The sequence below is a fragment of the Legionella fallonii LLAP-10 genome (assembly GCF_000953135.1).
GTDB classification, from domain to species: Bacteria; Pseudomonadota; Gammaproteobacteria; order Legionellales; family Legionellaceae; genus Legionella; species Legionella fallonii.
Genome location: NZ_LN614827.1, coordinates 3,462,743 through 3,488,313, shown reverse-complemented (window position 1 = coordinate 3,488,313; position 25,571 = coordinate 3,462,743). Strand labels below are relative to the sequence as shown.

Here is a 25,571-nt window from a genome sequence, read left to right as displayed (position 1 = left end):
TAAATAATGGCTGAAGAAATAGTGTGTGTTGTTGAGCTGACTGCTAAACCTGGCATGATCGATCAACTGGTAAAAGAGGCAACTAAATTAGTTCCTCTAACCAAAAAAGAAGCGGGATGTCTTCGTTATGAACTTCACCGTAGTCTCACTCATCCTGAAATATTGTTTTTTATTGAACGTTTTCAAAGTAGGGAAGCTTTAGATTTGCATGCCAAAGCAACCTATGTAAGAAATTTTCTCGATAATCTAGTTCCTAAATTAGTGAGCAATACAAAAATATCCCTTTATCATGAAATTAATGGGTAATTTGCTCGTCTGAATTGAATTATCTCACTAGCATTTATGGTTCTAATCCATACCTAGGGTGTTTCTATGTTACCTGTAATTGAAACTGAGCGCCTAATATTACGTACTCCAACACTAGGCGATGAAAGACCGCTAAATCAAGCTATTAATGATTCTTTACCCGAGTTGCAACGATGGATGCCTTGGGCTTCAGAGCCTAGCCTGGAACCAACGATACAATTTGTGCGAGAGGGTATAGAAAGTTGGCGCAATGAACAGCAAAGAGATTTTCCTATGGTTGTGATTCATAAGGAATCTCAAGAGATCATTGGTGCTTCTGGTTATAATGATCGCAGCAATCCCAACGTTCCCTTCTTTGAAGTTGGTTATTGGTTAGCTACAAAATACACTGGACAAGGACTGGCTACAGAGATGGTGCGTGCCCTGACGCATTTTGCTTTTGAACACTTACAGGCAGTAAGAGTGCAGATTGTGACACAAGTTGAAAATACACGCAGCAGACGAGTCGCCGAGCGATGTGGTTTTAAGTTGGAAGCGATAATGCACAACTATTGTGTTGATTGCCTTACAGAAAGACCAGCAGATGATTTATTGTTTGTCTGTTTTGAGCCGAGCCACTTATATTGAGAGAGCGATTGGGTAAAAACTGCTAATTTTTGTTGACTAAGCCGATTAGTCGGATCGGGGCTTCTGTCATCCCTTGCAGACGTATTGGTAGAGCCAGAGTGAAACCACCTATTGGTGGCATGGCTTGGGCATTTGCTACATTTTCTATAAGATATTTACCAGAACCAAGGATGATTTGATGTACAGGATAATCACTTTCAGGAGTGTCTGGACTTAAGGTATCAATTCCTAAGCCTATTATACCGCGTTGCAGCAATAATTGAGCTGCTTTTTCAGATACGGATGGAAAACTCAGATTATTACGGTATTTATCAGGATTGAGCCAATATTTATCCCATCCGGTATAGATAATAACAAAAGAACCTTCTTTAATACGGCCGTAGTTATTTTCAAAATCGCTAATATCTTCAACTGTTAAACAATAGGTTTCATGAGCCATAGAAGACACGTCAATAACGACACAAGGTGCTAATAATTCTTCTAAGGGCAATTCATCAGTAGTTTTACCACCAGAGACGCAATGAGCTGGTGAGTCTATATGAGTGCCTATGCCCGCATCCATTTTAAGGGACTGGACTTTAAATTTTACTGCCGTGGTACAGTCAGAATAATTGAGCATGGTTTCAGTTGTAAAACCACAACCTGTTTCCCAGCAAGGACTGTCTTGGTTGATGCTATGGGTTAATTCTATGAACTTGAAAGGAAATTGCTTCATAACTGCAGTATTAGCTATTAAAAAAGGATAATTGAACTAGGGTACAGCACTCTAGTTATTTTGCAAAATTTAATATAAGTGAGTCACTCCTAATTCTATACTTCAGTAGCAAACCCGTTTATTGATTAAAACCGTGCAAGAACGTCAGTCCTCCTGTTCTCCTTATGGAGAAGATAAGTCGTATTAATTCTATGTTTGATACATAAGTATTTGTAGAATGATAACTTATTCGTTTATTTCTATTAAGTTATTGGACATTTTTCCCTGTATTTTATTCTTTTGAATTGATTGATTTGACAATGATATTTAGTCGAAACAATGATAAGATTTTGAAAAGCTCAGTGAACGAAATGGAGTTCATGTCATGAATCAGAGTCGAGTCATTCCGGGGCAGACGCGTCCACTACGTGTTGTTATAGCAGGTGGCTCATTAGGTGGTCTTTATGCTGGTCTTGCTCTTAGATGCATAGGCTGTCAAGTCGAGATCTTCGAACGTTCTGGCGATCATATGGTAGAGCGAGGCGCTGGTTTAGTATTCCATGAAGACATGCTTGCCTATCTTGCGGAACACGGGATCGCCCTAGCTAATGAAGTGAGTGTTCCCATTCGACAACGAAGATATCTTAATCGAGATGGAACAACTGCTGCTATTTCCTGGACTAAGCAAAATATGACATCATGGAATGTCTTATATAAGCAGCTTCGTAACGTATTTCCTGATGCTAATTATCACTTGAATGAAGAACTGGTATCGTTTGAACAAAGTGACAATGTAGTTCATGCAACGTTCAAATCCGGTAAAACTATCGAAGGGGATCTCCTAATTTGTGCTGATGGAACTCATTCGCTTTCTAGATCCATACTACTGCCACAGGTTAAACCAGAATATGCAGGATACGTGGCGTGGAGAGGTGTCTTGGCAGAGTGTGACCTGCTTCAAGAGATCGTTGATGAACTTAAAGACCGAATCACTTTCTATCAAATGCCACAAAGCCACATTCTTACTTATCTTATTCCTGGGGCAGATGGGAGCGTCAATCCAGGTGAAAGGAGGTTCAATTGGGTTTGGTACATTAATCGATCTATAGGGGAAGAGCTTGATGAGCTTCTTTTCGATAATCAAGGCAACCAGCGTGAATTTTCTATCCCACAGGGATTCTTAAGAGAGGTCTTTGTTCAATGGATTTATGAACGTGCCAAAGAAATGTTACCTACAGTTTTTCGTGAGGAAGTACTAGCCACTAAAGAACCTTTTATCCAGCCTATATTTGATGTATCGGTACCCCAAATGGTCTTTGGACGGATCTGTTTACTCGGCGATGCGGCGTTTGTTGTTCGGCCCCACACTGCTGCGGGCACCTATAAGGCCTCGATTGCTGCCATCGATTTAGCAGAAAGTCTCTATGAGCATAGGGGCGATGTGAAAGCTGCTTTAAGAGCCTGGGAGCCAAAGCAAATGCAATTTGGGTATGCCCTTGAGCGTCGTGGCAAATACCTTGGCGGGCATTCACAACTATAGCAGAGGATTGGCTATGAAAAAAATAAATTACTCTTAGGCTTACATTGTTTTATTTACTCCCTCTGCTCTCCGATGTTTGTACATGCGACTGCAAAACCTTTAACCATTTAAAAATGATAATAGAAATAGGGTACAACACTCTGCTTATTCTGAAAAATTTAATACAATTAGCAGCTTGGGGATCATGTTTTATAACATTTTTAAAGATGGGAAGGGAAGTTAATGTTGTTTTGCAATGACCTTGACTTCGTGAGGGGCTAACCAAAATATGGAGAGATGATTTTGAGCAAAAACGGCTGGATTAAACTGACTATTTGGATCGTTGCTTTTGAAGCAATCGGATTTTTTTTAGGGTTACTGACGCAAGCCAATATTCTCTCTTGGTATGATGGGCTAAATAAATCAATGCTGACTCCTCCCGGGTGGGTATTTTCAATTGTATGGTCAATTTTGTATGTGCTTCTTGCTGTTGTAGGATGGGCGCTTTGGCGGCAAAGGGAAAATATAGAGATACGTCCTGCCTTATACTTCTATACGAGCCAACTTTTGATGAATTGGGCATGGACGCCACTTTTTTTTCAATTACATTGGATTGGTTTTAGTTTGATCTGGATTTTGATACTGACCTCTTTAACCTTTCTTACTATTTATTCGATAAAAAATAAGAACAACGAGATAAGTTTGTTGCTTCTTCCATATTTTATTTGGTTGCTTTTTGCAACGTACTTGAATTATGCGATATGGTTACTCAATTAGAGGGGCTTCAATGAGCTGAACTACCTTATATTTTTATCTTAGGCCGAACCTGACTTACTTTTTTCATGTAGTTTCCCGCTGCATGTACTGTTGCGAATGATGTCGTCAAAGAGGCATCAATGACACTTTGGTATTGGTCTTTCTAATTTTTGTATTTACAATAAATTGGGATGTAATCAAATTCTTGTGCTGCACCGTTCGAACCACATTCATCATAAGTATTATCTGCACAAAGAAAAAACTCCTCCGCTCCATAATTTGCGGCATGAGATAGAGCCCTATCGACAGAGTGAAAATGAATGATTTCATTGCCTTTCTTAATAAATTTGTCAGAATCTTTTGATATTATTTCAACAATATACTCGTGTAATTCAATTGGTGAGTAAATTAAAGCAATGGTCTTTGATTTGTTGCGAACATCATTGACTAATTCCTGGCGCGTCTTGTTTGTCATAGTTATTATTCCATAAGCTTATATTTTATAATTATAGTCTTTTAGTTTAAAATATAGTTCATATATCGGCTTATATTTTTACATGTATTCAACAGCGAAAATGGGAACATGTGTGCTCATTTGGTACTATTGGTGTATTTGTCAATTGCTCATTTATTTTATTGATGCGCAGAGGCAAGCTTAATAAGAACTTTTACTGGAAAAGCAATAGCCATAGCCGATAGTAGGCCGACGCACCACAAAAAAATAAACCACAGCCACTGACGCGTTTTAGGATGAGTTTGTAAAAAGCGAGTGAGCTTCTTTTTAATACTCATGTTCATGGCTGGATTTACCTCGAAAAATATAATAGCAATAACCAGTATAACCAAGAATTAGTGGAAGCAGTGGTACTACACCCACCAACATTAATGATAATCCTGGGCCTGAAGCAGCCGCATCCCACAGTGCGAAGTGAAAAGGAACAATCCATGGATAAATACTGACGCCAAGTCCAATATAGGCTGTTAAGAAAATGCTGATACTGGTAAAAAATGGACGGTTTTCGTGTTTCTTCTGATGTAAATCACGCCATAATAATATAAATGCCCCAGCAGTTATAATCGGTAGCGGCAGAAGATAATAAAAAGCGGGCTTTGAGAACCAGAACGTTTGAATGTATTCATAGTGCAACGGCATGCCAATGCTTACTATCACCAAGAAAAAACCAACAAAGCCTAACACGTAGGAGGCTGTCTTTCTCGCCCATTCTTGAGTGATGTCTTCTGTCTTCATAACTAGCCAAGTGGCTCCAATTAGGGCATAGCCAGCAATTAGGGCTATGCCTATCATCACAGAATATCCTGAGACCCAATCAAACGGCCCACCAGTAAAATTACGCCCTTGCACTTTAACACCTTGAATAAAGGCGCCAAGAATAGTTCCTTGACAAAAAGTAGCGGTTAGAGAGCCAATATGGAACGCATAATCCCATAAATGTCGGGTATGCTCCTCAGATTTAAAGCGAAACTCAAAGGCCACTCCTCTCAAGATGAGGCCTAGTAACATGAGAATAATAGGCATATAAAATGCGGGTAAAAGAATCGCATAAGCGAGAGGAAATGCTGCAAATAAGCCACCACCACCGAGAACCAACCAAGTTTCATTACCATCCCAAAATGGCGCGATGGAGTTCATCATCCGATCTCGGCATTTATCAGATGGAGCAAAAGGAAATAAAATTCCTATACCAAGATCAAATCCATCGAGTAAAACATAAATAAAAATTGCCGTGGCAATGATGAAGCCCCAGATAAGCGGCAAATTTACTGATTGAGAAAAATCAAACATGCTCTTCTCCTTTGATAGCTGAGGCTTCCATTATTGCTGACTCAATGCCGTGTTTGTAATATTGCTCTTTTTCATCTTTAGCAGAAATGCCTTTGGCTATAAGCTTTAGAATATAGTAACTCCCTGCACCAAAGACCAAGCTGTAGATTACAACAAAAGCTAGAAGAGAAATGGCTACTTGTGGACCAATTATTGCCGGCGACACGGAGGTCGCTGTTCTTAGTATTCCATACGCTACCCAAGGCTGCCTGCCTGCTTCGGTGACAAACCAACCCGCGAGTAGTGCTATAAAACCCGAAGGCATCATTAACATCCAGGCAATTTGCAGCCATTTGGTGTCAAATAGCTTACCGCGTAGATATTGTAACGTGCTCGTTAGTCCAATGAATATCATCAACACACCAAGACCAACCATCACTCGAAAACTCCAAAATACGAATGGTACAAAAGGGCGATCTTCTTTTGGATAAGATTTTAGAGTTGGAACCTTTCCATTGGTTGTTCCTGTTAGTACCCAACTCGCACCACCCGGAATGGTAATCCCGTACTGTGTTTTTTCTTCATTTTGATTAGGCCAACCAAATAGATAAAGTGGTACAGAGTCTGTTTTGTCCCAATTTCCCTCCATAGCTGCTACTTTGACTGGTTGATATTCCATTGTATTTTTTCCGTGCTCGTGACCTATCATTAATTGAACCGGAGCAAAGATTGTAACGAGCATAACTGCCATGCCAAGCATAATTCGCCCATGAGGAATATAACGTTTATTCCAGAGATAAAATGCACCAACGCCACCAACGACAAAGGCAGTGGTTAAATAGGCCGCTGTTACCATATGAGCAAATCGATAAGGAAATGAAGGATTAAAAATAATGCTGAGCCAATTGGTTGGCATTAAACGACCATCACTAGCGATGCTAAAACCCTGAGGAGTTTGCATCCAGCTATTGGCTGATAAAATCCAAAAAGCAGAAATCAATGTTCCTATTGCGACAATACAGGTTGAAAAGAAATGCATTCGCTTACTGACACGTCCCCAGCCAAAAAGCATGATTCCTAAAAAGGAGGCTTCAAGGAAAAAAGCCGTTAAGACTTCAAAGCCAAGTAATGGCCCTAGAACATTGGCCACTTTATCAGAGAAGATAGACCAGTTAGTTCCAAACTGGTAGGACATCACGACACCAGAAACAACTCCCATACCGAAGGCAACTGCAAAAATTTTTATCCAAAACTTATAAAGATCTCTAAAATATTCATTGCCCGTTTTAAGCCAGCGCCATTCTAAGGTTGCTAGAAAACTAGCTAATCCTATAGTAAACGCAGGAAAAATAATATGAAAACTAACGGTAAATGCAAATTGAATTCGAGCAAGAACAATCGGATCAAAGTTAAACATGATTTCGACCACCAAAAGTAAATAAAAGCTAGATTGGGTATTGAGTAAATCCTTTAACGATATATAAAAATAGTAGCACTTGATTAACTATTAATCTATTTTATAGCGAGTTCATTTTTCTTGGACCGGATTTATTCGTTATGTACAACGGACCTATTCCTTAATCGAATTCATCGCATATGAATTATATTGATTTGGTAAAATAAATAGGTAGACAATAGGTGCAAATTAGTAGAAAGTTATTGAATTTTTGTTATACACCAATATCTTATAATTGCATTAAAAAATTGACCTGCAACTTAGTCAATCATTATTAACTTGCAACAAATACAGCATCGGATTTGCCATGAAAAAAAATAAATTGCCCTTAGGATTACTTTGTTTTATTTACTCCCTCTGCTCACCGATGTTTGTACATGCGACGGCAAAGCCTTTGTTTGCCATATCACCTCTTACGTTCACCACAATTCCGGTATCCAGTAATGGAACCGCTATAGTCCAATATACTGTTACCAATCAGTCTTCTAGAAGCCATACCTTGACAATGGTTTCTAATACAAGCGCTGTTACACAAATAACAAGTCCAGGAAATTGCCCAAAGATATTTACTTTGCCTGCTCAGCAAGCATGCACGCTGACCTTGCAAGTTAATGGTAACCAAATACATTCTCCAGTAAGCGGTGGACCTAAAATATGTCAGTTAGGTCCAGATGGCAAACCTAGTCCTCTTCTATGTTATCAACCTAGCGATAAAAATATTTTAAATATTACGGTGACCGCTCCGCCAGTACCTACTTTTTATGCCGGCACCCAGAATGGGAGGGTCTATTACTCAATAAATAATGGTGATACTTGGAGTGAGACAAACCCACCGGCTGGTGGAAGCGCGGTGAACGGTGTAACGGCCATTAATGGCATATTATATACAGGCAATGCTAATGGAAACGTTTACTACTCAATTAATAATGGTAACACTTGGTCGACAGTTGTAACTCCAGCCCCAGGTTTTGCGGTAAATGGCCTCTTCGTTTCAGCAAATTACGCGCTTTATATCTATAAGCTTTATATTGCCAGTGGCAATGGGAAGATCTTTATTTGCACACTTAACGGAACTAACTGTGCTCCGACAAATCCACCTGCTGCAGGCTTCGCGGTCAATGGTGTTTTTGTCGCTACTAACGGATTGTATGCCGCGAGCGCTAATGGGAGCGTTTATTATTCCAATAACAATGGGATTTCTTGGACGGCGATTAATGGTCAACCTGATGGCAGTGCAGTGAAAACGGTTTATGTTGCTGATAATATCTTATATATAGGTACTGCAAATGAATATGTATACACCAGTACCTCATTAACTGGAGGGGGCTCTTGGACGCCTTATGCCCAGTCCGTATATAGTTTGCTTGTCAATTCTGATGGTTCAATAGTGGATGCGGGTACCCAAGGAGGATATGTATTTTCATTACTCAGTGGCAATGAAGTCGGTTTTATTACTTATAGCCCAATTAATAGTTTATTTCTTTCAGCGTAATAAATCGCGAATCGAGATCAAATTTTTTTATCAGAGAGGTAGTTAATGTTTGCAATACGCTTAATGATTTCTGCTTGTTCACTATTGTTACCTCTATCCCCAGTTTGGGCGGGTGCTGAAATAAAATCAGTCAACTTTCACAATATTGAGCTTGATACATTACAGCAAGCTCAATTAGTTGAGCCAGTTAATCCTCAACAAGTTATTACATTCTCCGTTTGGCTTAAACTCAGAAATAAAGCGCAGTTCGATAACTTCACAAATGAATTATATGATCCACGAAGTGAGCATTATCAAAAATTTTTAACAAAAGAGGAGTATGAAGCTCGTTATGCTCCAAGTAAAAATGCGGTGCAAGAGGTAGAACATTATTTTCTGTCACAAGGAATGAAAACAAAAAGAGTTTACACTACCATTCAGGTTACTGCGGAAGCGAGTAAAATTGAGCAGGTATTACAGATAAAGCTAAATAATTATCGCTATAAAGATCAGCTTGTTTATGGAAATACTTCTGAACCTAAGGTAAATCCTAAGATTGCCCAATACATATCAGGTATTAGTGACCTTAGTAACATCCCATATGGACATCCTAAAATTCGCCATCGCCCAACAAGCAAGTCTCAAATGAATATGGAGTCACAAAGTAATAAACCTATTGAGCAACTTAACCTGGTTTGGGATTCATTTTTACCACAAGCAATACCTACTACTATCTCCTTGCAAGGTTTTTCCGGTCAGCAAATGCGAACCGCTTATAATCTTAGTGGCATTACTCCTATTAATGGCACAACTATTGATGGCACAGGACAAACTATTGTTATTATTGATGGTTGTGGTACAGGTACCCCAGAAGACATTATGAATGATGCCAATATTTATAATAGTGCTAGCGCTTTAACACCACTTAGCGCCAGTAATTTTGCTGTAGTCGATTATAATGGCCAGCCATATACTAGAGGATCTATAAGTTGTAGTGGGGCTTCTGATTGGGATGGGGAAATTGCGTTGGATGTAGAAGCATCTCATACCATGGCACCTGGGGCCAATATTGTTTTAGTCATGACCGATGGTGTTAATAATGCACAAGTAGCGACCGCTATTAATACCATTCTTAATAATCAGTTTTCTCTTGGTGGTTTTACCAATGCCTATGTGGTTTCTAACAGTTGGGATAATGATCATGATTCACAGAATGAATCATTAGACGATACATTGCAAACAGCCTCTGCAATGGGCTTAAGTATTAATTTTGCCGCGGGAGATTGTGGCGATCAAACCTATCATAGTTCTTGGCCTTGTAGCCGTTATGGTAGTGATCCTTCGATACAATATCCAGTGAGTTCCGCCTATGTTACAGCAGTATCCGGCACCAGCTTATTCGTTGATAATAATTATAATTATGCCTTTGAATCAGGGTGGGGTAATTATAAGAATGGTAGTCCATACTCAGGTAGTATGGGGGGAATCAGTCATTGGCGTGCTTTCCCGTCTTGGCAAGCACCTATCAGTAATCTTACCGCCGGTGGTTATGGTGTTGTCGGTAGCCATAACCGTGCGATCCCTGACATAGCTATGGTAGCAGACTATTATACCGGGCTGCTTATTTACCAAGGTGGTTCTTTTTATAAAACGGGCGGGGCAAGTCAATCCACCCCATTATTTTCTGGCGTACTCACTCTAGTTAATCAAGCGCGGGCACTGTTAAATGGTGGGGTACCAAAACCCATTGGCTTAGCTGCTCCCTATTTTTATACCTTTAATAGACAGTTAATTAATGGAAAGGCATTAAACCTCGTCACCCCTCCTCATCAAATAATCAGTGGTGCAACACCAGTGAATAACGCTCCAGCTGACTCTACCCCACCTGATTCTGCATTTAATATCGTCGTAGGGGGCGATGTTATTACCTTTAACTGGGATGGTGTACTAAGTATCATTGAGAGCCAATTTTGGAATGATGTTGTTGGCGTTGGCTCACCTAATGTGCCTAATTTTGTTAGCGTGATGGCAAGTTTGTAAAGAGGTTTATTTTCTAAAAAGTAATTGCTCACGAAATGGTGTCAACTTAAGGGATGTAGGATGTGGTCTGGGTAAAGGCGCAGACGTGACTCGGGATCGAAACCTGATTCGATCCTTGATCTCGGATTACGCGTTGCTTCATCACCCTAATATCCTCTTACCGTTGAACATAGAATATTGGTGTGCTAGCATAATCCAATTAACATAATAATTAATCACTATTTCACCATGTAAATATGATTGTAGGGGATCTATGACGGGCATTAAAGATATTAGTAGACAGTGTAACTTAATTCTAAAACTGCATTCTTTGAGAGGTAAAAGGGCAGGATTGCCCATTATCTTTAATGAAGAAAAAGTAAACTTATTTAATACAAAATATATAAACGATAGTGATTTTGTTAGTGATAAACAGATCCCAAACGGCCAACTATTAGGAAAGGGTGGTTCGAAGTACGTATATAATGTAAATGGAAAAGCAGTATTTTTAATAGCCAGTCGTGACATCAAACGCTTAGAGCAAATTATCAATGAAGAAGTCTCAATTTCACATCAAATGGCGTTGCTAGGTTTACAGACACAAGCATTAAGTAGAGGTTGTATTAGTATATATGATCCAGATGATGATAGTTATCATGATTACCCCTGTATGTTTGCTGATTCATTTTCAACATTAAGCCGTGAAAAAGGTATTGAAGTATTTGACGCAAAAAATGAATATAGATTTGGAAGAAAATATAGGCTTTATCCGTCAGATAATAGTTGCTTTGATAACTCTATTAATAGATTAATATTTCAAGATGTATTGAACGATCTTGCCTTGTTATTTTTTTTAGGGTTTGAATTTAATGAAGCAGACTCTTTAAACCTCGCATTTATGCCTTCTGAGGGGGATAATCGGGTATCATCTACTGTAAAATTATTTCTTTATGATTTCTCCTCAAAATACTATTCACCAAAACTTGAACCCACTCCCATAGATACTTTACCTGAAGACTCAAGAATTCAACGTATATTAAAACGCCTAGTAGGAGATATTTTAGCGGCGGAGCATATTGCAAGAGATGGCTACAGAAAATCAGAATATTCTCAAGATAATCGTGATTTTTTTGACAAAATTTATCCTGAATTAGAAAATGAGTTTATCGAGTGTATAAAAAACAAGATTATAGAGCATATGCGCACCAAGAAACAGCTTGAAGATCGAACGGTGCCGGCACTTTTGCATTCAGAACAACTTAAAGCGGCTTATGAGCGATTTAGTTTCTATAATTCATCGAAGGTAAGCCCTCATGATCACATGCTTGAGCGTTCGAAGAGTTGTATATTTTGATTCTGTATTGACTGAGAATTTAAAGCAAGTTGGGCTAGAGTTCCAGAACTTGCGCTGTGATGCAAAATGAAGACTTAAGTAAGATCATAAAGGAGCAATTTTTGACGTCACACCTGATTTATGGTGCTCCCATACTTCAACGGGTATGACGCAAAACAGGCAAGTTTCAGGGTAAGGCACTGATAAGTCGTATTATGAGGCAAGAAGGACTTAAACTAAAGGCAGCAAATCAGATTAATAAAGGAAATTTATGGTGTTTCTTTTTATGTGAAAAATTTTCGACGGAACCCTGCGTTCGGGATGACGTGGGACGTTACATCGAATAGAGTGGCATGGAATTTTTCCTATATGCTGGATACATTCGCCACAGGTTGTATTTTAAAGAAATTATAGCTAATAATTATATTATGAATACACTTAATCCAACGGTTATTTTCAATTCTCAAGCGGTGTTGGGAGAAAGTCCTTTATGGTCAGATCATGAAGGTATAATGTATTGGTTAGATTGTTTGCAACCCGCAATACATTGTTTTAATCCTCAAACCTGCAGTGATAAATTTATTATTTTAGATCAAATTGTCACAAGTATAGCGTTGTATGTCCCAAATATCTTACTGGTTACTGTGGAAGAAGGTTATGCTTTTGTGAATTTGAAAACAGGTATATTAGAACAAATTGCTAATCCCTATGCCAATCAATCAGTAATTTTTAATGACGGTAAATGTGATCGCCAAGGACGATTCTGGTCAGGCACTGCGGCAAAAGATTGGCAATCCCCAATTGGTATATTGTATCAACTATCTGCAGATCTAACATTTAAACCAATGGACAGAGGGTTTATCTTATCTAATGGCATAGGTTTTAGTCCTGATAATGAATATTTATATTTTTCTGATTCATTGGCTCACACCATATATCGCTATGATTTTGATTTAGCTGCCGGGACAATTACCAATAAACAATCTTTTATTAGCATTCCTGATTCTGAGGGTATACCTGATGGGATGACTGTTGATACTGAAGGTTTTTTATGGGTTGCTATGTGGGATGGATGGGCCGTCAATCGCTATGATACGCAAGGTAAGAAGGTGGACTCTGTAAAATTACCTGTTCCTAGGCCGACCAGTGTAGCTTTTGGCGATCGAGATCTTTCAACGCTCTATATTACTTCAGCACGAATGGGGCTTAGTGATGAACAGTTGCAATTAAGTCCTTTGTCTGGGAGTCTATTTGCTTTGAAAACTTTATTTCAGGGTTTACCTGAACCTCATTTCAAAGGTGATACAAAATAAGTGAATACGCTCTAAGGTGAGTAAATTAAAGTTGAGGGTGCCTGCTATCTTACCTTTTGAGAAAGCAGCTCTTTAATTTCCATACGTTTTATTTTTCCAAGAGAGTTGGTGGGTAAACTGGGAAATATGTTGACCTTAGTGATTTGTAAATAAGTAGGTAGTTCTGAGGCTTTTTGAAAAATCAGGGTTTCTAGATACTTTTTGATTTTTATAGGATTATGGTTACATTGTTGCAGTAGATGTTCATTTTGATTTTAAAAATTTTATGGATGTTCTTTTGAATATTCGTAATAATAATTTTTAAAAAGTACTTTGAAACCAATGCGTTCATAAGTAGTAAGTCCAGAAGAAGATGCTTCTAAAAAACAGGTTTCAATCTTGAGTTGCTGCAGGTATTGTAGCGCAGTATAAATAAGCTCTGTAGCATAACCCTTTTTTTGCTGGTCGGGCATGGTGGCTACGTCATCAATGCGTGCATTGTGTCCAGATAAAGAAAGTGATAGGGAGCTCACTACGGTCTCGTTAATAAATCCGGAAAAATGGTAGAGTTTATTATTTTTTAAAGCAGCTAATTGATGGCATTGGGTATAAACACCAGTGATTTCAGGAGTTGATTCAAATCCATAAATTAGAGGAATACTCCACGTTTGTAAGTCATCTTCCATAATCTTGATTTGTAATGAGTTCTTTGCTGAGGGAACGATAAAATCAGGTAGTGATAGGACCATAGCGACCCCAATATCAACTTGAAATAAGCGCTGTTTTTGTAATAAGCCATTTATATGTTCCCCATAAAAATACTCGGGGACTATGAATGCCCATGGAATTTTTTTTGCCATATAAAACGAACGACAGGAAGATATCTCGTTTACACAAGACTCATCTATTGGTTGGGTTAAAAATACAGGGTTTAAGCCCGAGGCTTGAACTTCACTGGCAAAAGCAATCATATGCTCGCATTCTAGACACGACCCACTGATTAGAGAAAAAAAATTGCTTTCAGCATGATGAAAGGCCTTAATTTGACTGGATCTAGGGTTTACTACGCTCATTGGTCGCTCCATAGCAAGAAATCCCATTATACATAGTACACAACCCCTATTAAACATGTTATATTGTGGTCGTTTAATTAACCAATAGACTTTGTCAAGATCAAAATGACCCCTTTATTTCCATTGGATGGTGAACCCCTTGTAATAATACAAGGCTCAGTAGCCGATTGTTATCTTTTAGCTTCCTTAGATTGTATTTTTAATGCCGGGCCTGAAGGTCTTAAGTTATTAAAGTCAAAGTTCATGCAAACTTCAGATCGAGTGATTGTCAAAATTGCTCATAATGATCAGAGTCATTATGTGATTCCTCAGAACATGGGGGAGCAATATACCTATGTTTATGACGAAGAAGCGGATGAAGATATCTTTATCTTCGATAATAAAGTACTGGAAAAAATGGACAAATCTGCAGACAGGGTTCGCACCAATTCTCTGGCTATCAAAATTCTAGAACATATCAGTTCTTTTTATTATCCACGAGACTGGAGGTATATTAATTCATCTTCAAGTCTACAGGCACATAGTTTAGGTAGACCACTTCTCCAATCGTCTACTCTGTTTGTTGGAAAATTATTAGGGATTCATGCTAGAGACTATGATGATCTTGATAAAATTATTCAGTTAAAGAAAAGAAACCCCGAAGAAGCTATTTATCTCAGTATGAACTATGGCATGCCCGATAGTCCGGAAGAAAGTCAACCGCGTCATGCGTTCAGGCTAGAGAACATAATTCCTAAGCTAGACGGTAACCACGAATTTATTCTAGTAAATCCTTGGGACACTACAAAGAGAGAAAAGCACTATTTAGGCGATCTTAGAAACAGTGAGTGTCGTTTTTGCACGTTTGATGCTAACCCAAAAAAGTTTGTTCTCGCTCCTATTCTGTTAGAAAAGCCGATAGATCAAGGACAATATATTTTTGCAAACCCTGATCTTTTTGACCTAATTTTGCGAATGCATGTAACTGGTGTTTTATTGGATCCCAATAGCATACCCTTTTGTATGCTATTGCACCAACAAATACCCTATCTCACTTCTCTTTATCGTTTATTAGGCGCAGAAGAACAGCTGAAACTGATTCGATGCATAATAGACGCGCGGGAAGATAAAGAACAATTCATCAAACGACTTATAACCAATGTTCCTCGTATGGATTTGCTTAGTTTGTTCCTGCATAAAGAAAAACTGCCTAGCACAATAGGACGGATTATGGTTGACCTGGCGGTTAAAGCAGAAAGCGATCCGCGTTCGCCAACCCGTGTACTATTTTATGACAGAGAGTTTTTTAAGACGGTAATTAGTGCAGCAGTCCGTCGTGTAGCTAAAGTACACAATTGTGGTGACAAGGACGCGCAGTTTCTCATTGAAGAGCAGTTGATAAACTATTATTTTGACATTCAAGATGTGCGATGTATTACTAAAAATGCGGGGTTTCAAGACTTATTCTCTGCATCTATTTTTACCAAGGCCTCTCTAGAGCAATGGTTTTCTCCTCGATTTCTTTTGGCGGTTGCTACTGCTAAATTTATTAATTCAGAAAGAATCCCTTTAAGGATGAGAGAATACCTTCGCGATGCTACGATTTCCCTAGTTAACGAAGCGTTTTTAAATACAGTACTTGCTCGTTGTCATAGTATACAGCCTCGTGAATTGTTCGTCTTACTATTTGAATTAAGTTCGGTTAATCCGTTATTAGTTAAAGCCATGGTCCCACTGATTGTCACGCAATTTAGTCGGCGTTTTGGGCACTCCATTGGACTGTTTGCTGAAGATATGGTGCTAGAGATACCAAGTACATTTAGGACTTGGTTTTTAACTACTCATAATCCAGAGCTTCTCAATATAAGTCCAGAGTTAATAGTACAGAAAAAGGCTGACAGGGTTATTCAAGCTTGTGTTGAACAGATAACTAATTTTCCTGTGGTAGTGGAATCTGTCGCAAATAGAGTGGTTCTTGCATCGGTCCATACGACTTTAAAAAAACAGTTGGAATGCATAGTAACGAAAAATACTGAATTACCTAATGCATTGATTAATCTAGGGTATTCTACACAACCACCAGCCATTGTTGAGGCATTGACTAATAAGAAAGCAGAGATACAACGAGCAATTGATAACGCCAGCAGTAAAATTATCTCAAAAGAAAACGCTACAACCTATCTGCGTCATATTAAATTTCAACTTCATGTAGATGTAATATATGGTATGGTTAAGCAGTTTGAGACGGAAGTAAAAAAGAAGCCCATGCAACATGGGCTAGCCCTCTTAAAGGGGTTGGTAGACGCCCAAAGAAACTTCTTAAATTCTGGATTATCTCATAAAGAAAATGTCGTCGAGTTTCAAAGAAATTGTCAGTTGGTAATTCAGAAAATACCAACATCATTATCGCGGCATCCTAAATGGGGGAAATGTATAAAAAGTATGTCGGATACTTTTGTTTCCAGCCATATGCATGCAACTGTTACTATGGGGGGCGAGCATCATGGCCTATTTGCTAAAAAAATTACTCTCCAAAAAATGGAGAGGAACCCCATACTTACTCCCTTAATACGTCCGTGTGTAACACCCGTTTAAGTTGGCGTATTAGTAAGTAGCATAGGAAATAACCATCGTTTCAGTGGGAATAGATGAGGTTATGCAAGAGGTCTAATACCTAAAGTAGTCCTTATTGCAGCATTTTTATACCACTATTCAGAGAAGATTGGATATTATTTGTTATTGATTCTATTATTTAATTAGGAATCATGGAGTTATTTGTTTCAGACAACTAAGGGAATAGGAACATGTACAAAAAAAACTCTTTACGTCTTCTGCCTTTAATTGCTCTTTTTATTTGTTCCTTTGTTTATGCAACTAAGGATAATTATGTTTCTGAGTGGGTACAAAATACTCTGCTGGAAACACTTTCAGTGAGTTATTCTGATACACCGAAAGATAATGAGCCAATTCAAAAAAAATACTCACAAGCTGCTTGGGAGCCCATGAGCAATTTTTTTGACGAGGAAATCAAGATAATCAAAGAGCAACAATTGGTTATTCATCCTAAGCCATTAACTGAACCAACAATAGAAAGGATACAGCATTGCATTAGCATTGATTGTTGGAAAGTGGATCAATCCTACAACATTCCTGAATTACATATGGATGTCGATTTTTCTGTACGGGTAATTAAAGCATCGCCGGCGACCAATTCTCCTTTCTTAATTCAGAGTCTTAACATGAAAGTGCATCGCTACTAGGAACTTATTAATTGGTTTCTGATGCGAAATTGACTATTCTTGGTTTCGACTCCCACGATACGTTTACAGAGGAAGTCAGTACTGCTTCAAGCAGCACTAACAAACACCTCAAAAACATGGAGTTCATTGGCCGGCGGCAGTTTCTATTCATAGTCCCATGCAAGATAATGGGAGCGTCATTTGCTCCATGAACCGCTCCTTTTGACTTAAGCGCTGATGCGGGGTAGGTTGGGCTGCACTTCATTTAGCTTAACGTTGTCATCTAGAGGTGCTTGCGACGAAGGTTCTCCTGAATGTGGCATAATACGTTTTGTAGGGATTCCTTTGCTGTGTTTTGGATGACAGTAAGAATGTTCGGCAAGAGCTCTATTATTTATGTCGCCTTTCATGTTCAAGAAGCCATTTTTTACGGGCAATACCGCCACCATAACCACCAAGCTTACCATTAAGATTAATAATTCTATGACAAGGAACAATAATGGCGAATTGATTGGCTCCATTGGCATTAGCAACCGCTCTAAAGGCTGTTGGTTTGCCTAAGGTTTCTGCTTGTTTAGAATAACTTCTGGTTTCACCATAAGGGATGCGCAACAATTGCTGCCATGCGCTTTTTTGGAAAGAGCTACCTATAAAATGTACGGGGGTTACAAACTCTTTTAAATGGCCAGCGAAATAATCATGGAGCTCTTTTTCAATGGAAACGATGGCCGGTGTGCTTCCAGGAATAATTGCTGATTTAGTTTTGCTCCTTAATCGCTCTACTTCGCGTTCCAAGCCTTTTCTGTCAACAAATTCTAAAAGGTATAGGGCTTTTTCATCCGCGATGGCGATCATGGGACCTAAAGGCGTGTCTATCCATGAGGCTTTAAGCACTTGCAGCTGTTGAGACAAATGCGAGGGAGGGGCTCCCATGATTTTGGTAAAAGCATCTCTAAACCCACTACTAGAGCCATAACCCGCATTAAGTTGTGCCCAAATTAATCCTTCACCGTCGCGTATTTGTTTCATGGCCATTCCTATTCTTCTTGCTCTAGCATATTCGATAAAAGTCATGCCAAAGCGTTTTTTAAATTGCCTACGTGCGGTGGATGCATCGACTGATAGGTTTTCAAAATCGCTATTTTTCCATCTTTTTTCAGGATTTACTTCAACCGCATCAACTAAAGTACGTACTAGCTCAGAAACGTAATTAGGATGAGATAAAGGACGACAACGTAAACAAGGTCTGAATGAGGCAAGAAGAGCTTCTTGTGCTGTTTGAAAAAATTCACAATTCTCAAATTTGGGTTTTTTAGCGGGGCAACTAGGGCGACAAAATATTCCTGTTGTTTTTACACCGACGTAAAATATACCTTCATACCTACTGTCTTTAGCCAGTAGGGCAGAGTAATACTCTTTTTTTTGTGCTGCGGTTAACATGGAGCATCTCTTAGAATAAGTTCATATAATGTACTATAGCGAAATTTAAAAAAAATGAGACCGAAATTCAGGCATGGAATTTTTTAGAGTGAGTGTCATTAAAAATTGAGTCCATTATAACACTTAGGTTTTTTTATTGTCCCTGTGGCAGGAAGAGTGATGTCTACCATGCCACATTCATCCGTTCGAATAAAAGGGATATTTAAGGAGTTCATACGGGTAAGAGTCTGGGCGTGGGGGAAGTGAAAACGATTATCAAAGCCCAACGAAGCAATGGCATAGCGAGGAGCTACCTCAAGCAAAAAGCGATAAGAAGAGGAGGTTTTGCTGCCATGGTGAGGAACGATCAATACTTGTGAATTTAATTGGTTTCCATAGGTTCTTACCAAATAATCTTCTCCCATTTGCTCTATATCTCCAGTGAATAAAATACCTCCTGCTGCATTGCTGATTTGTAAGATACAGGAATTATTATTTTTATCCCGAAAAGATTGGTGTATGGGAAAAAAATGAAAAGAAATTTCATCCCATTGCCATCCCGGGTAATCATGACAAGTCATGCCGTGATCGTAATAATGGGTATTATTCACTAATAACTCGTCCACAGAGATCCCTGTTTCAATTGATTTTAACCCTCCCCTATGATCTTTATCTGGATGACTAATCACAATTTTATCTATTTTTTTTACTCCTATCGCCTGATAAAAAGGTAAAATGACCATAGCTCCTAGATCACTTCCTTGAAAAAATTGATCGCCTGTATCGTAGAGTAGTGTGTGATTTTGTGTCTGAATAGCGACGGCCAAGCCTTGTCCAACATCTAGTATTTGTATTACTGCTTCTCCTTTCTGGATTACACGATGGGCTGGAAATAAAGGGATAATAAGCCAAAGTAGTGCTAGGTATTTGAACGGTCTTACTGGTAATAAAATCCATAAGAGCAAAGCTCCCATTAGCGAGAGTACAAAGGCAATCTGATGAATAGACCAGGTGATGTTAATAGCATCTAAATACTCAACCCAAGTTAATCCTTTGAATAATAAAGCAATTGACCAAGAAAGCGGTTTCATTAAGAACCAAGCCCAATCAAAAGAACTGACTAACATAGTGATTAATGATAGAGGCACTATCAATAAACCAACTAAAGGAATAGCGAATAAATTGGCAATAAATCCATTGATAGAGCCATAGGAGAACCAATACAGCGTTAAAGGCATTAAGCCTATTAGGCAGCTGAGTTGTAAGGCTAGTGTTCCTTTATAACCTTTGAGGCGCCAGCGTTGTTGCGTCAAGAATAAACAAGCTACAGCCAGAAAAGAAAAATAAAATCCTTGCATAAAAACAGCATGAGGTTCAAGGCACAAGACGCCGAAGAGGGCATAGCGCCAAATTTGCCAGGGCGTATAACGTTGTTTTCCTAAACAGTAAACGGTATAAAAAAAATTCCCGATTAATGCTCTTTGTACTGGTGGCTCAAAGCCAGCTAAAAAAGCATAACAAACAGCAACAATGAAACCACCAATGCTGGCTATAGTAATGGCCGGTATACATAAACAACAGCGAATGCTTCTTGTCCATAACCATCGGACAATCAGCATACAAAGTCCCGAAATTAGGGCTATATGTTCCCCTGAAATACCAAATAAGTGAGTTGTCCCTGTGCGTCTGAATAAGCTCCAATCTTCTTGGCTGATGTGTGTGGTGAGATTTAATGTGAGGGCTTCTACAACTCCTGCTGTCTGTTGATCTGGAGCTAGTTTTGTTAATGCCTGTCCTAAATGTTCACGCAGCGATAGCCAAGTCCATGAAGAATGAGGTTGAGGTATTAATTTGTTATTTTTAGATTTAATATAGCCGGTCCAATAAATGTGTCGTTTTTTCAGTGAGTTAACATAATCATAACTACCAGGGTTGAGAAAATTACGTGGCTTTTTTATCTTTGCAGTAAACTGCCAATGCTGTCTTGCATGTAATGATGGTGTTTTATTGTACCAATTTAATTGCACTAATCCTTGGGCGGGCGCGCCATTAACCTTGTCAATAGAGAATAAAAATTGAGTTTTATTGATGTTTTTTACCGGGATAGAAGCAATGGTTCCTTGTAAAAGAGCTTGAGAGATAACAGGAGCATCAGGCATACCTTTAGGTAACGTGAGCCACTGATGAAGCCAGGCGATCAGCAGTCCCATAATAAATAACAGGATGATTGGATATCGTGGGGTAATAAAGAACAGTGCGACAACCCCAAGGGGTAAAAAAAGATTAGAGGTATAGACATAGAGTATGCCAAGGAAAAAGCAAAAAATTTCCATTTTATTAAGTAGTTGGACTTTCCATTTACCGGGCAATGTAATGGAAATTTCCCTTTTAAGCAAGACGAACAAACAATTCAATCGTAGGTCAGGCAACCAATTGCTCGACTTGCCTTACAATCATCTTTTATGTCGGATTCCAGCAGATGGATTGTGATGTATTAGACGAGTTATTAGCCGTTCGAGCATTGGCTTGATTTACACTGATGTTGGCACATGTTGTATCTTGAGCTTGAGAACCAATAGGTGTTGCCGTTAAGGTATACGTTGATGTTCCTAAGTTTGAAATAGTAATGCTGTAAAATCCTTGTGTTGATGTTTGAGGAAAAGCAGGAAGCGCGCCGCATGCTGTACTATACGAAAAATTAGTTGAATAACAACGCTCTAGAATAAGTTGATCCTGCGTCAGCGTTTGTAATGCATCCGAACGGCGCGATTTCATCAGATAAGCCTTATAGGATGGGTACGCTATAGTTACGAGTATTCCCACTATTATCAGGGTGATGAGGAGTTCTACCAGGGTAAATCCTTGGATAGATCTCTTCGTAAACTCTACTGAGGGGGTGAATTGCTTCGCCGCTCCAGTGCTCGAATCCTCATGTACTTGCACGCATACTTCGGTTCCGCACGCCGTCTCTTCTCGCAATTCATCCCCTTTAGCGAGTATTCGAAGAAGTCTAATAGACTTCTGCTTGAGGCTATTAAATTTTTCTTTAATCATATCGTTTTTTCTAAATTTAGGGCATTCATTATTCATTTCATTTACCTTTATTGCAGTTGCCACCATCCTATTTTTCGTGGTGTATTGTTAGGATTAATGACGGACGATTGCGTTCCGTTGGACTGAGTAATTAGAATGACAGAATTACCATTTTTATTCGTTCCTATTAATGTTGGTGCGTTGGCATAACTGTTTGATAATCCTATTCCTACGGCATAACTACCATTAAATTTGGGTTGGTTATTTAAATTACCATTGCCGGCAACGTCCAATTGTGCGTTCGAAAACGCGCCACCAGTTTTGTAATTGAGTTCTAAGAGCATCGAACTAAATGCGCTGCCGCAGGCCGTTAAAGGAGGGGTATTCAGTGTTGCAATAAATGCTCCGTTAAGAAGTGCTGGATTGGTTATAGTTCTTTGCCCTGCGCTGGGTAGATCGACAAACCATCCGTCCTGACTTAGCCAATTAATCGTATTGCTCGTTACGGTCAATATGGTTTGTGAGAGGCCTGATTGCGCTGGGCTGACTTGGCTTAATGTTTGCTGTTGTAGGTTAGAGCGAGTAAAGGTTGTGTTGGCGGATGGTTTATCCCACACTCCATAAATGCTTTGAGTTTGAGTATTGAGCAGATCGGAGGCTGTAAGTAGTTGACCAGTACCAAACATGATGAATAGACCTTGGCGGCGGGGATAGTTAGGGTTTAAGGTTACCACAGGCGTTGTTGTGATTGGTTGGGCATTACCACCAGAGTCTTTTGCTTGAAATAGTAATCGAGTAGTCCAATTGGCTGGGCTTGGGTCAGTGACATCAATAGCCCATAAATTTCCCTGTAGATCTCCTGCATAGACCACAGTAATTGGCACTCCTTGTAGACCATTGCTGTTTGCTACAGTGACAGAGGAGAGTCCTTGAGGGGCATTAGCATTGCAGGCACTGGGCACCGCGGTGCATAGGTTAATTTTGGTCAAGAGCGCACCAGTCTGCGGATTGACCGCATACAACACGGCATTATTGTTCGGATTGTTGTAGCCATTACCAAAAAATACCGCAAAGGTTAACGGTGTAGAACTAGATGAACCAATTTCAGCAATTTGGGGCGGGCTGTATGTCAGGCCCAGATCGCTATCAGTAAATTCCCAAAGGACGGATTGAGCTAAAAGTGTCTCTGAGTTAATACTGATTGGGTTGGTTACATCCAACGCAAAGATACTATTGCCTCCAGCATTTTCACCACTGACGACAATAGTATGCCAGCTACTATCGGCAAATTGTACGTCTCCACTTTGCGGTGAGCCATCGACAAAAAATAGATGGCTTTGGTTATAAAGTGATGCCGTCAGATTATGGAGGTTAGAAAATACAGCATTAGGAATAAAGGCAAAGAGTTCTTTTCCTGTAGAGGCATTAAACGCATGCAGCATGCCATCATTAGCTCCAACATAGAGCATAGGTTGACGATTTTTTTGTGAACTAACAAAAGAAGTATAACTGGAGGCTTGAATCGCACCTTCGGGGGGGCCAACGTATACAACTTGACTGTCTATGATATCCCCCAAAATATGAGAACGATTGCGAAATGTTCCCCCATTTCGTATTTCTAATGCTGTATTACCTCGAAGGTACTGTAATCTGCTTTGTCCTAGTGTATCTGAAGGCTGCAATTGGCTTTGTTGGGCAGTAGATATATTGGCCCATTCAAAAGGAACTCCAGCACTAGTTGATGGATTCCATGTCGCTATCAATCGAGTAGCTGACCATCCCGTTCCAGCAACTAAAGTATCAAGTAGTCCTTGTGCTGCCCAAATTATAGTACCTGTGGGGAATCCTGTAGTGGAGTTTAGGGAGATCGCTTGTAAATTACCTGTCCAATCTTGGTAAGGAGTATCATTAGACACAAAGCTAGTAACATATTCCACTGCTCCATTACTTAGTTGAGTAGAGCTGACTGAGGCTGCAGAAGTAGTAAATGAACCATTTTGGATAGAAACCATAATATTATTGAGATCATTAACTAATGAAGTCGGATCAGTAGCGGGATAATAATTATTGGTACCACCTGCAACGGCCATAGCTGTTAGTGTTGCTGCTGCTTGAGGATTGATTGTTGGATTAACGCCGGCCCCCAGCCCGATAACATAGGTTAAAATGCCATTAGCATTTAAAGTTTTTATATTATTTATAGTATTCGTTAATGCCTGATCATTCGTCGATTTTAATGAGCCATCCGCGTTAAATGTTGCACTAACACCGTAACCAATAGCCGCTGCACTTCCCAATGGTGGCCATAAATTTCCACTAAGATCTTCGGTTGGCAAACCATCAGAAATCAAAATAACGTATTTTTTTTGTGGGCATCCGTTCCCGCTAGTGGTACCAAGAGCGGTAAGATAACTATTAGCTTTCGCTAATAATCCTGCAATAGGTGATTGTGTTGCTATATCTTTTATTTCAGTTGTGGTTGAGGAATTTGTTTCAGGCAACAGATAGGGCAAAAAAGCATTGATGGCATTGGTGACGCTAGTTGTGGTTGGATTAGTACCTGCAGTGGTCATAGGAACTAGAATAGTACCCGTATTGGCAGTTTGACTGCCATAATAACCAAAACCACGCTGTGCATAGATGACCTGAGGTGAATAAGGCACAAAACCTGCATTAGTAGGAGAGGTACCAAAGCTACCAATGTTGGGTGCTGATTTTTGGTAAGTTATTAATACGCTGCCATTATTGTAATTACTTAATGAGAAATTGGGTGGGTAGGGACTAGCCGGTGAGGGACCACTATAAGTCAAGAATATCCCAGGAAATCCACTACCGGCATAAAGTACGTCATTTATATTGGGGTCGTCACTGGACTCTCCAATTTGCATATACAAGCTCGAAGACACTAGTGTAGAACCAAAAAAGCTACCAATGGAGGAGCAATTACTGGAAATTGTCGAGGAATCAGAGCTGTAGTTATAGCAGGGATTCGCAATATATCTATTTCCCGTAACTTGAGTATTGGTGAAAACAAAATTACTGGTTTGAGGGGACATATAGTACACCCAGGTATTATAAGTTGAGGCACCACTGGTGCTGTAAGTAGCCAAAGAAAAATCAGTGGATTGCATATAAGCCTGAATAATCGCCTTAACCCCTGCTTTTGCCACATTGAGTCGGCTTGGGCCATTATCTACCAAATGGCCACTTTGTGTTACGGTATAGGGCGCTAGTCCACTACTGTTTGCTGCTTGAACAGGGGGAGTAAAACCCGCGGGCACTGTATAGTTAACTGGAGAGCTCGAATTATTTAAGGAGCTTAAGCTTGAAGCAAGAGAACCTGAGCCAGTCATTATCGCGCCACTTAATGTTCCATCCATCGATTGAGAGTTGCCAATTAAGATAAGTACTTGAGGATGAATGGGGCTGGACATGATCAACGATACTTGAGGAATAACCAGGGAGGGCACGGAGCCTGCGCTACTTACTTGCGATAGGAATATGGTTAAGAGGAGCTTGGGGACTCTTCTATTAGATTCCTTTCCATACTTCTTTGTTCTTAATGCGTCCAT

20 protein-coding genes are annotated in these 25,571 nt (G+C 39.4%); 10 read left to right on the top strand and 10 right to left on the bottom strand.

Translation table 11 applies throughout. The features are described from left to right. Positions 1-6 precede the first annotated feature (6 nt). On the top strand, positions 7-306 hold the full coding sequence (locus tag LFA_RS14585) for a putative quinol monooxygenase (protein ID WP_045096827.1): 300 nt from the start codon (positions 7-9) through the stop codon (positions 304-306). A gap of 66 nt (positions 307-372) precedes the next feature. Continuing rightward, positions 373-933, top strand: coding sequence for a GNAT family N-acetyltransferase (locus LFA_RS14580; RefSeq protein ID WP_052673986.1), 561 nt, complete (start codon positions 373-375; stop codon positions 931-933). A 22-nt stretch (positions 934-955) separates the two neighbouring features. Here the strand turns inward: LFA_RS14580 and LFA_RS14575 are convergent, their stop codons facing one another. Next, complete coding sequence (locus tag LFA_RS14575) at positions 956-1,648, bottom strand: cyclase family protein (RefSeq protein ID WP_045096826.1); 693 nt, start codon at positions 1,646-1,648, stop codon at positions 956-958. Positions 1,649-2,012: 364 nt separating this feature from the next. Between LFA_RS14575 and LFA_RS14570 the strand changes: the two genes are divergently transcribed. Then, positions 2,013-3,167 (top strand): FAD binding domain-containing protein, encoded by a 1,155-nt coding sequence (locus LFA_RS14570; protein ID WP_045096825.1) that lies wholly within the window; start codon positions 2,013-2,015, stop codon positions 3,165-3,167. Positions 3,168-3,443: 276 nt separating this feature from the next. Continuing rightward, positions 3,444-3,923 (top strand): TspO/MBR family protein, encoded by a 480-nt coding sequence (locus LFA_RS14565; RefSeq protein ID WP_231865854.1) that lies wholly within the window; start codon positions 3,444-3,446, stop codon positions 3,921-3,923. A 142-nt stretch (positions 3,924-4,065) separates the two neighbouring features. Here LFA_RS14565 and LFA_RS14560 read toward each other — a convergent pair whose 3' ends face one another. From LFA_RS14560 to LFA_RS14550, 4 genes are all read right to left on the bottom strand, one after another. Then, entirely contained in the window at positions 4,066-4,377 is a 312-nt protein-coding gene (locus LFA_RS14560; RefSeq protein ID WP_045096824.1) for a DUF6482 family protein, read from the bottom strand. A gap of 158 nt (positions 4,378-4,535) precedes the next feature. After that, positions 4,536-4,700 carry a hypothetical protein gene (locus LFA_RS19920; protein WP_157010381.1) on the bottom strand — a complete coding sequence of 55 codons (165 nt, stop codon included), beginning with the start codon at positions 4,698-4,700 and terminating at the stop codon, positions 4,536-4,538. After that, positions 4,684-5,706, bottom strand: a complete 1,023-nt coding sequence (gene cydB, locus LFA_RS14555) for a cytochrome d ubiquinol oxidase subunit II (protein ID WP_045096823.1) — start codon at positions 5,704-5,706, stop codon at positions 4,684-4,686. The genes LFA_RS19920 and cydB overlap by 17 nt, the downstream gene beginning before the upstream one ends. Beyond that, positions 5,699-7,102 carry a cytochrome ubiquinol oxidase subunit I gene (locus LFA_RS14550; protein WP_045096822.1) on the bottom strand — a complete coding sequence of 468 codons (1,404 nt, stop codon included), beginning with the start codon at positions 7,100-7,102 and terminating at the stop codon, positions 5,699-5,701. Before LFA_RS14550 ends, cydB begins: the two co-directional genes overlap by 8 nt. 346 nt (positions 7,103-7,448) lie before the next feature. Here LFA_RS14550 and LFA_RS14545 point away from each other — a divergent pair, with 346 nt between their 5' ends. The 4 genes from LFA_RS14545 to LFA_RS14530 all read left to right on the top strand — a co-directional run bounded on the left by LFA_RS14545 (position 7,449) and on the right by LFA_RS14530 (position 13,277). Beyond that, on the top strand, positions 7,449-8,633 hold the full coding sequence (locus LFA_RS14545) for a WD40/YVTN/BNR-like repeat-containing protein (RefSeq protein WP_045096821.1): 1,185 nt from the start codon (positions 7,449-7,451) through the stop codon (positions 8,631-8,633). Between the two features lie 45 nt (positions 8,634-8,678). Continuing rightward, positions 8,679-10,652: a S53 family peptidase gene (locus LFA_RS14540; protein ID WP_045096820.1), complete on the top strand. Its 1,974-nt coding sequence runs from the start codon at positions 8,679-8,681 to the stop codon at positions 10,650-10,652. A 253-nt stretch (positions 10,653-10,905) separates the two neighbouring features. Beyond that, the gene (locus LFA_RS14535; protein ID WP_045096819.1) at positions 10,906-11,985 is read left to right on the top strand and encodes a hypothetical protein; all 1,080 of its coding nucleotides are present in this window, start codon (positions 10,906-10,908) and stop codon (positions 11,983-11,985) included. A gap of 332 nt (positions 11,986-12,317) precedes the next feature. Further along, positions 12,318-13,277, top strand: a complete 960-nt coding sequence (locus tag LFA_RS14530; RefSeq protein WP_231865853.1) for an SMP-30/gluconolactonase/LRE family protein — start codon at positions 12,318-12,320, stop codon at positions 13,275-13,277. Positions 13,278-13,540: 263 nt separating this feature from the next. Here LFA_RS14530 and LFA_RS14525 read toward each other — a convergent pair whose 3' ends face one another. Beyond that, positions 13,541-14,329, bottom strand: a complete 789-nt coding sequence (locus tag LFA_RS14525; RefSeq protein WP_045096818.1) for a GNAT family N-acetyltransferase — start codon at positions 14,327-14,329, stop codon at positions 13,541-13,543. Between the two features lie 105 nt (positions 14,330-14,434). Here LFA_RS14525 and LFA_RS18985 point away from each other — a divergent pair, with 105 nt between their 5' ends. Beyond that, entirely contained in the window at positions 14,435-16,903 is a 2,469-nt protein-coding gene (locus LFA_RS18985; protein ID WP_052673985.1) for a hypothetical protein, read from the top strand. Between the two features lie 209 nt (positions 16,904-17,112). After that, complete coding sequence (locus LFA_RS14515) at positions 17,113-17,568, top strand: hypothetical protein (RefSeq protein WP_045096817.1); 456 nt, start codon at positions 17,113-17,115, stop codon at positions 17,566-17,568. 369 nt (positions 17,569-17,937) lie between these two features. Here the strand turns inward: LFA_RS14515 and LFA_RS14505 are convergent, their stop codons facing one another. The 4 genes from LFA_RS14505 to LFA_RS14490 all read right to left on the bottom strand — a co-directional run bounded on the left by LFA_RS14505 (position 17,938) and on the right by LFA_RS14490 (position 25,571). Beyond that, the gene (locus LFA_RS14505) at positions 17,938-18,987 is read right to left on the bottom strand and encodes a bifunctional transcriptional activator/DNA repair enzyme AdaA (protein WP_045096815.1); all 1,050 of its coding nucleotides are present in this window, start codon (positions 18,985-18,987) and stop codon (positions 17,938-17,940) included. 98 nt (positions 18,988-19,085) lie between these two features. Continuing rightward, positions 19,086-21,299: a DNA internalization-related competence protein ComEC/Rec2 gene (locus LFA_RS14500; protein ID WP_045096814.1), complete on the bottom strand. Its 2,214-nt coding sequence runs from the start codon at positions 21,297-21,299 to the stop codon at positions 19,086-19,088. A 127-nt stretch (positions 21,300-21,426) separates the two neighbouring features. Continuing rightward, positions 21,427-21,834, bottom strand: coding sequence for a type IV pilin protein (locus tag LFA_RS14495; RefSeq protein WP_045097646.1), 408 nt, complete (start codon positions 21,832-21,834; stop codon positions 21,427-21,429). A 233-nt stretch (positions 21,835-22,067) separates the two neighbouring features. Further along, on the bottom strand, positions 22,068-25,571 hold the full coding sequence (locus tag LFA_RS14490; RefSeq protein WP_045096813.1) for a pilus assembly protein: 3,504 nt from the start codon (positions 25,569-25,571) through the stop codon (positions 22,068-22,070).